The following is a 7,453-nucleotide window of genomic DNA, read 5'->3' on the forward strand; positions in this document are numbered from 1 at the left end:
TGCTTCTCGCCCTGGAACTCTTCTATCTCGGTCTGCTCGGGCTCGCCTCCCTCGCCATCGCGTGGGTCTCCGGCGTAATCGTGTACAAGCTCTACCGCGGCCAGAGCTAGCCGCCCCGGAGCCGGAGTGATCTCGCTTCCATCGGGCCTCCCGCCCGAGCTCGTCCCGCTCTCCTGGCTGCTCGGTGTCTGGGAGGGCTCCGGCGTCCTCGATTACGCCGTCGGCGGCGACTCCGTGCAGGCCGAATTCGGCCACCGCATCAGCTTCAGCTACGACGGGCTGCCCTACCTCAACTACAGCTCGTACACCTGGCTGATCGAGGACGGCGCCGACGAGGCGCCTCGTCCTCTGGTCAGCGAGATGGGCTACTGGCGCCTCAGCCGCGCGCTCACCGACGCGGACGCCGGCCCGGCGATGCTGCCCGGCCGCGGCGCTCCCGCCTTCCCGGACGCGGAGTCGGTCGAGACGCTGCGCAACGCCGCCGGCGGCTTCGACATCGAGGTCTCGCTCGTGCACCCGGACGGAGTGAGCGAGCTCTACCTCGGCCAGGTCAAGGGGCCGCGGATCGACCTGGCGACCGATGCGGTAATGCGCACGGCCGCCGCGAAGGACTACGCCGCGGCGACCCGGCTCTACGGCCTGGTCGATGATCACCTGCTCTGGGCGTGGGACATCGCCGCCCTCGGGCAGGGTCTGCGGACCCACTCCTCCGGACGGCTCGCCCGTGTCGACTGACGCCTTCTCCCCGCTCCTCGCGGCCGCGGGCGCCGTGGCCACGACCAGCGCCGCCGAACCCGGGGTCGCCGCCCACTACGGCGAGCCCTTCCGGGAACAGCGGGCTTTCGCGGCCGGCACCGCCCTCGTCGATCTCTCCGGCCGCGGAGTCGTGACGGTCACCGGCCCGGACCGTTTGACCTGGATCGACTCGCTCACCAGCCAAGCCGTCTCCCGCCTGGCCCCCCGCGCCAGCGCCGAAACCCTTCTGCTCGATCCGACGGGCCGAATCGAGCACGTCATCCGCCTCGTCGACGACGGGGAGACCGCCTGGCTTCTGCTCGACCGCGACGAGACCGCGGGCCTGGCAGCCTGGCTCGACCGGATGCGCTTCATGCTGCGCGTCGAGGTCGCCGATCGCACCGCGGAGTACGCGACACTCGCGGCGCTCGGCGACGGCACGGCTCTCGCGCTCGCGCTGTCCCTGGCCGAGACTCCCCTCGTCTGGAGCGACCCGTGGTCGCAGGTCCAGCCGGGAGGGTGGCAGTACGCGCTCACCGCCGAGCACCCGGGAGCGGCGTGGACGCTCCGTGAGGTGCTGGTGCCGAGGGCGTCACTCGACCAACTCGGCGCGGCCGCCGACACCGGGGTCTCACTCGCCGGAGTGGACGCCCTCGAGGCCCTGCGCATCGCCGCCTGGCGTCCGCGCCACGCGACCGAGGTCGACGAGCGGTCCATCCCGCACGAGCTCGACCTCCTCCGTTCCAGCGTGCACCTCGCCAAGGGCTGCTACCGGGGCCAGGAGACGGTGGCGAAGGTGCACAACCTCGGCCACCCGCCTCGCCGCCTGGTGCTGCTGCAGCTCGACGGCTCCGATTCGGTGTTGCCTGCGCACGGAGACGTCGTCACGGCCGTGAAGGGCGGTGAGCCGGTCGAGGTCGGCACCGTCACCTCCAGCGCCTGGCATTACGAGGACGGGCCCATCGCCCTCGCCCTCGTCAAGCGGAGCGTCCCCGTCGACCTCGAGCTGACGGTGCTCGTGGGGGAGACCCGGGTCGCCGCGGCTCAGGAGGTCGTGGTCCCACCCGGCGCCGGAGCGGAGGCCGGCGTGCCCCGTCTGCCCCGCCTCGGGGCGACGACCAGGTAGGTCGCGGCATGGTGGCCGCAGGACCCGCCGAGCGGGGCCGAGCGGCCGGCCGGCTTCGCGCGCTCCTCCGCACCCCCGGGTTGAATCCGGCCCGGGCTCTCGCCCGCGCGGGTGCCTCGCTGCCCGCGGTGCTGCAGATCGTGGTCGCGGCGACCCTCGCCTACTCCGTCGCGCACGTTCTGCTCGGGCATCCCTCGCCCGTCCTGGCGCTGACCGTCACGATCTCGAGCCTGGGCATGGCCCGCGACACGAGGCCCAAGCAGGTGGCCGAGACCGCGACGGGGATGGTGATCGGTATTACCGCGAGCGAGGTCCTGCTGCTCGTATGGGGGAGCGGGATCTGGCAGCTCGCGGTGGTGCTCGCCATTGTCTTTACCCTCGGACGCGCGCTCTCGCCCTCGCCGGGGTTCGCGGTCGCCGCCGGCACCCAGGCGATGCTGGTGATGATCCTCCCCGAGCCGGATGGCGGAGTGTTCACCCGCAGTGTCGACGGCCTGATCGGCGGGCTCGCAGCGCTGCTCTGCACGGCGATCGTGCCCCGCCCGCCCCTGCGCACGGCGCGGGCGGAGGCGCACCGGTTGATGAGCGCACTCAGCCGCACCGTCGAGGAGCTGGCCGACGCGCTCCGACGGGGCGACTCCTCCGCCTCCGCCGTCGCCCTGGACCGGGTCCGAGGGACGCAGCCCCTGATCGACGGCTGGGCCGCAGCACTCGACTCGGCGATCGGGGTCGCGCGGATCTCGCCGTTCGTTCGCCGGCACCGCGGCGAGCTCGCCCGGCAGGCCACCATGCTCGCCGCGCTCGATCTGGCGACCCGGAATCTGCGCATCGTCGCGCGCCGCACCGACTTCCTCGTCGGCGATACCGCCCCGCGGCCGGCGCTTGCCGGAGCGGTCGCCGCGTGTGCACCGGGCATCGCCCTGCTCGGCCGAGCAATCGCTGATCCGTCACTGCTCGCCCTCGCACGTCAAGACCTCGTGCTGCTCGCGACCACGCTCGACCCTCAACGGTTGATCCCGGAGGCGCGGCTCGCCGAGAAGACGGTGCTGGTCCTGCTCCGCCCGCTCGTCGTCGACCTGCTCATAGCGTCGGGCACCGATCCGGCCGAGGCCCGCGCTGCACTGCCGCCGCTCGCCTAGCGTTCAGGAGGAGGGGGCGACCGCCTCCCAGGCGACCGTCACTTCACCCAGACGCCAGCGCCGCGGACCGTCGAGGATCGGCCAGTCTCGGCGCAGATCGCGGATCGCCGCGATCCAACGCTGACTCGGACCGTAGACACCGAGCGGCGCGTGGAGGGTCCACGCGCGCTCGAGAGCCGAGAGGAAGGCGTGCACCCCCTCGCCGGCGACGTTGCGGTGGATGAGCGCCTTGGGCAGACGCTCGGCTGCCGTCATCGGCGAGGGGATTGCTGCGAGCCGGAGTGACAGCGTCAGCGAGCGAGGACCCTCCCGGCCGATCTCGATCCAGGTGCAGATGCGCCCGATCTCGTCGCAGGTGCCCTCGACCAGCACGCCGTCCGGCTGCAGCCTGACGGTCATCGTTTCCCAGGCGGCGGCCACCGCGTCCTCGTCATACTGACGCAGCACGTTGAAGGCGCGGATGATGCTCGCGCGCCGGCCCGCGGGCAGGGGGACCTCGAACCCGCCGCGCTCGAAGTGCACCCGCGCGTCGGCGGGGAAGGCCGTGCCTCCCTCCCGGACCCGGGCGAGCTGCTTTCTGGCGGTGTCGACGCGGGCCGGCTCGATCTCGAGGCCGAGCACCTCCACGTCCGGCACCGTGCTGACCAGGCGTCGGTGCAGCTCGAGGGTGGTGACCGCGCTGGCACCAAAGCCGAGGTCGACGACGAGCGGCGTGGGGGAGCTCTGCAGGACGGGGAGTTCGGCGAGTCGGCGGTCGACTCGGCGGAGGCGGTTCGTGCCCGTCGTTCCGCGGGTGACGGCTCCGATGGGCATGCCCTTCAGCGTATTCGCCGGCGAGGGGGCCGCCTCTAAGCTGGACGCATGTCCGAGACCTACACCCTCATCCTCGTGCGCCACGGCAACAGCGAGTGGAATCAGAAAAACCTGTTCACCGGCTGGGTCGACGTACGGCTGACCGAGCAGGGAGTCGCGGAGGCGACCCGTGCCGGCGAGCTGCTGATCGAGGCGGGTCTGCACCCCGATATCGTCTACACCTCGCGTCAGACCCGTGCGATCCAGACCGCGAACATTGCCCTCGAGGTCGCCGACCGTCTGTGGATCGATGTCAAGCGTTCCTGGCGCCTCAACGAGCGCCACTACGGTGCGCTGCAGGGCAAGGACAAGGCGCAGACCCTCGCCGAGTACGGCGCCGAGCAGTTCCAGACCTGGCGCCGCTCCTTCGACGTCCCGCCGCCGCCGATCGCCGACGACGACCAGTACTCGCAGGCGCACGATGAGCGCTACGCCGAGCTCGGTGACGCCCTGCCGCGCACCGAGTCGCTCAAGCTCGTGATCGAGCGGATGCTGCCCTACTGGGAGTCCGAGATCAAGCCGGACCTCGCCTCGGGCAAGACCGTCATGATCACCGCGCACGGCAACTCGCTCCGCGCCCTGGTGAAGACTCTCGACGGCATTTCGGACTCGGACATCGCCCAGCTCAACATCCCGACGGGGATCCCGCTCGTCTACACGCTCGACGAGAACTTCGAGCCGGTCGGCGAAGCGCGCTACCTCGACCCCGAGGCCGCCGCCGCCGGTGCTGCCGCCGTCGCCGCCCAGGGCGCCACGAAGTAGCCGTCCCCGTCCGCGTCCCCCGATCTCCGGCTCGCAAAAACACCTTCGGCTCGCAGGATCAGATGATTCCTGCGAGCCGAAGCCCTTTTCACGAGCCGAAGTTCAGGCAGGCGAACTCAGCCCCAGTCGCCCGAGATCAGGTACTGGACCTTCTTCGCGATCGACACGGCGTGGTCGGCGAAGCGTTCGTGGTAGCGGCTGGCGAGAGTCGCGTCCACGGTGTCGGCGGCCTGGCCCTTCCATGCCTCGCTGAGCACCTTGTCGAAGACGCTGACGTGTAGTTCGTCGATCTTGTCGTCCTCGTCGCGGATCTCCTCCGCGATGCGGGGGTCCTGCGAGCGCAGCAGCTCCGTCAGCTTGTGCGCAACGACCACGTCGAGCCGGCCCATCTCGACGAAGGTCGGGCGCAGGCTTTTCGGGACCACCTTGTCCGGGAAGCGGTAGCGCGAGAGCTGAGCGATGTGCTCGGCGATGTCGCCCATCCTCTCGAGCGACGCGCTGATCCGCAGCGCCGAGACGACGATCCGCAGGTCGCGTGCGACCGGATTCTGCCGGGCGAGGATGTCGATGGCGAGCTCGTCCAGGCTGATGGCCAGCTCGTCGATGCGCGCGTCGCTCGCGATGACCTCCTCGGCGAGGGTCACATCGGAGTGGTTGAACGCCTGCGTCGCCTTCTCGATGGCGATCTCGACGAGCCCGGAGATCTCGACGAGTCGTTCCTGGACCTCGGCCAGCTCCTGCTGGAAAACTTCGCGCATCTGTGTTCGACCCTCTCTACGGCGACGAGGACGACGGCGCCGGATCTGCGGCGAGCACCTCGCACGCCGCTGCGACTGCACTCGGTAGGCGCAGGCGCAGTCATGATGACCACGGCAGGTTAACGGACGGTGCCGGGCGCTTGAACAGTACTCGACCCCCGGAGGATCGGCAGGTGCCCGGTAAGGGGACGGCCGGTGGATGGTTAGCCTGGGTCCGTGGATTCGGGCTTGATCGTGGTTCTGTCGCTCGTTCTCGGTGTCGCGATCGGGATTCTTCTGACGACCGTGCTCACCCTCGCCGCCCGTCAAGGCCGCATCGCGCAGGACGTGATCACGGTCGGGCTCCCCGAGGGGATCGAGGCGATCATCGACGCCGTCGGCTCGCCCGCATTCGTGACGGATCCGTCGCACAACGTGCTCAAAGCCTCAACCCGGGCGCTCGCCCTCGGCCTCGTCTCGCAGGACACTCTGCTGCACCCGGACCTCGTCGCTATCGTCGACCGCGTCCGTCGCTTCGGCGACGACATCGTCCAGGACCTGGAGCTCGTCACCAGCCCCCTGTCCGACGCCGCCGTGACCCTCGTCGTGCACGCGACCCGCCTCGGCTCCCGCTACGTCCTCGTCATCGCCGAGGACCACACTGAGGCACGCCGACTCGAGGCCGTTCGACGCGACTTCGTCGCCAACATCTCCCACGAGCTGAAAACCCCGATCGGCGCGGTCGGCCTGCTCGCCGAAGCCCTCGACTCCGCCGCCGACGACCCCCAGCAGGTGCGCCGCTTCGCCCACCGGCTGACCCAGGAGTCGCACCGCCTCGCGAAGATCACCCGGGAGATCATCGAGCTCTCCCGCCTCCAGGCCGCCGACGTGGCCGGTTCGGCCGACGTCCTCCGCGTCGACGACATCGTGACCGCGGCGCTCGAGACCACCCATGTGCTGGCGGAGTCGCACAACGTCACCCTGGTCAAGGGCGGAATGAAGAAGGCATACGTCGTCGGTCAGGAGAAGATGCTCGTCTCGGCGCTGCACAACCTCCTCGCGAACGCCATTCAGTACTCGCCCGCCGGCTCCCGGGTGGGAATCGGCGTGCGTTCAACCGGCGGCGTCGTCGAGATCGCCGTCACCGACCAGGGCATAGGCATTCCTGAGGAGGACCTCGACCGCGTCTTCGAGCGCTTCTACCGCGTCGACCAGGCCCGCTCTCGCCACACGGGCGGCACCGGCCTGGGGCTCAGCATCGTCAAGCACGCTGTGCAGAACCACGGAGGAGATGTCCGCGTCTGGTCCAAGCCCGGACGCGGCTCCACCTTCACTATCCGACTCCCCGAAACAGACCCGACCAGAACGCCCCTCGCGGCGGCCGCCCCGATAGGAGAACACGCGTGACCAGCATCCTGCTCGTCGAGGACGAGAGCGCCCTCAGCGAGCCCCTCAGCTACCTGCTCGAACGCGAGGGCTACGACGTCACGGTCGCCGAGGACGGCAACCGCGCCGTCGCGGCCTTCGACGACGGCGACTACGACCTGATCCTCCTCGACCTCATGCTGCCCGGCATGCCCGGCACGGAGGTCTGCCGCGAGATCCGCACCCGCTCCTCCGTCCCGATCATCATGGTCACCGCGAAGGACTCCGAAGTGGACATCGTCGTCGGCCTCGAACTCGGCGCGGACGACTACGTCACCAAGCCCTACTCGACCCGCGAGCTGCTCGCCCGCATCCGCGCCGTCCTCCGCCGCCGCACGGAAGAACCCGGAGAGGAACGGATCGTCGTCGCCGGCCCCGTCCGCATGGACATCGAACGCCACACGGTTGAAGTCGACGGCACCGAAACCCCGATGCCGCTCAAGGAGTTCGAGCTCCTCGAAATGCTGCTCCGCAACGCCGGCCGTGTCCTCACCCGCGGCCAACTCATCGACCGGGTCTGGGGCAGCGACTACTTCGGCGACACGAAGACGCTCGACGTCCACGTGAAACGCATCCGCTCCAAAATCGAGAAGACACCGAAGGAGCCGGTGCTTTTGGTTACTGTCCGCGGCCTCGGCTACCGCTTCGACGCATGATCGCGGGCCCTGGCGGGGTGA

8 protein-coding genes are annotated in these 7,453 nt (G+C 70.0%); 6 read left to right on the top strand and 2 right to left on the bottom strand.

Annotated features, from left to right (window positions below; all coding sequences use genetic code 11):
• Positions 1 to 126: 126 nt before the first annotated feature.
• Genes C5D07_RS07100 through C5D07_RS07110 form a run of 3 tightly spaced genes read left to right on the top strand, consistent with a single transcriptional unit; the run spans position 127 to position 3,000 of the window.
• Positions 127 to 735, top strand: coding sequence for a nitrobindin family protein (locus tag C5D07_RS07100; RefSeq protein WP_068251777.1), 609 nt, complete (start codon positions 127 to 129; stop codon positions 733 to 735).
• On the top strand, positions 725 to 1,861 hold the full coding sequence (ygfZ, locus tag C5D07_RS07105; protein ID WP_068251778.1) for a CAF17-like 4Fe-4S cluster assembly/insertion protein YgfZ: 1,137 nt from the start codon (positions 725 to 727) through the stop codon (positions 1,859 to 1,861). The genes C5D07_RS07100 and ygfZ overlap by 11 nt, the downstream gene beginning before the upstream one ends.
• Positions 1,862 to 1,869: 8 nt before the next feature.
• Positions 1,870 to 3,000, top strand: coding sequence for an FUSC family protein (locus tag C5D07_RS07110; protein WP_068251779.1), 1,131 nt, complete (start codon positions 1,870 to 1,872; stop codon positions 2,998 to 3,000).
• Between the two features lie 3 nt (positions 3,001 to 3,003).
• Here C5D07_RS07110 and C5D07_RS07115 read toward each other — a convergent pair whose 3' ends face one another.
• The gene (locus C5D07_RS07115) at positions 3,004 to 3,813 is read right to left on the bottom strand and encodes a class I SAM-dependent methyltransferase (RefSeq protein WP_068251780.1); all 810 of its coding nucleotides are present in this window, start codon (positions 3,811 to 3,813) and stop codon (positions 3,004 to 3,006) included.
• Between the two features lie 48 nt (positions 3,814 to 3,861).
• Here C5D07_RS07115 and C5D07_RS07120 point away from each other — a divergent pair, with 48 nt between their 5' ends.
• Positions 3,862 to 4,614: a phosphoglyceromutase gene (locus C5D07_RS07120; protein WP_068251782.1), complete on the top strand. Its 753-nt coding sequence runs from the start codon at positions 3,862 to 3,864 to the stop codon at positions 4,612 to 4,614.
• A gap of 116 nt (positions 4,615 to 4,730) precedes the next feature.
• On the opposite strand, the gene phoU is transcribed toward C5D07_RS07120, so the two are convergent.
• Positions 4,731 to 5,372, bottom strand: coding sequence for a phosphate signaling complex protein PhoU (gene phoU, locus C5D07_RS07125; protein WP_068251784.1), 642 nt, complete (start codon positions 5,370 to 5,372; stop codon positions 4,731 to 4,733).
• Positions 5,373 to 5,588: 216 nt separating this feature from the next.
• Here phoU and C5D07_RS07130 point away from each other — a divergent pair, with 216 nt between their 5' ends.
• Together C5D07_RS07130 and C5D07_RS07135 are read left to right on the top strand one after the other, a co-directional pair.
• Positions 5,589 to 6,758 carry a sensor histidine kinase gene (locus C5D07_RS07130; protein WP_104259021.1) on the top strand — a complete coding sequence of 390 codons (1,170 nt, stop codon included), beginning with the start codon at positions 5,589 to 5,591 and terminating at the stop codon, positions 6,756 to 6,758.
• A complete protein-coding gene (locus tag C5D07_RS07135) occupies positions 6,755 to 7,432 on the top strand; it encodes a response regulator transcription factor (protein ID WP_068251792.1) in 678 nt (225 codons plus the stop codon). Before C5D07_RS07130 ends, C5D07_RS07135 begins: the two co-directional genes overlap by 4 nt.
• Positions 7,433 to 7,453: the final 21 nt, after the last annotated feature.

It is taken from the genome of Rathayibacter tritici (genome assembly GCF_002932875.1).
Lineage (GTDB): Bacteria > Actinomycetota > Actinomycetes > Actinomycetales > Microbacteriaceae > Rathayibacter > Rathayibacter tritici.

What these genes read in the sequence shown, in the direction of transcription:
- C5D07_RS07110 (WP_068251779.1), top strand. Translation starts at nt 1,870, where the DNA reads ATGGTGGCCGCAGGACCCGCCGAGCGGGGCCGAGCGGCCGGCCGGCTT.
- C5D07_RS07115 (WP_068251780.1), bottom strand. Translation starts at nt 3,813, where the DNA reads ATGCCCATCGGAGCCGTCACCCGCGGAACGACGGGCACGAACCGCCTC.
- C5D07_RS07120 (WP_068251782.1), top strand. Translation starts at nt 3,862, where the DNA reads ATGTCCGAGACCTACACCCTCATCCTCGTGCGCCACGGCAACAGCGAG.
- phoU (WP_068251784.1), bottom strand. Translation starts at nt 5,372, where the DNA reads ATGCGCGAAGTTTTCCAGCAGGAGCTGGCCGAGGTCCAGGAACGACTC.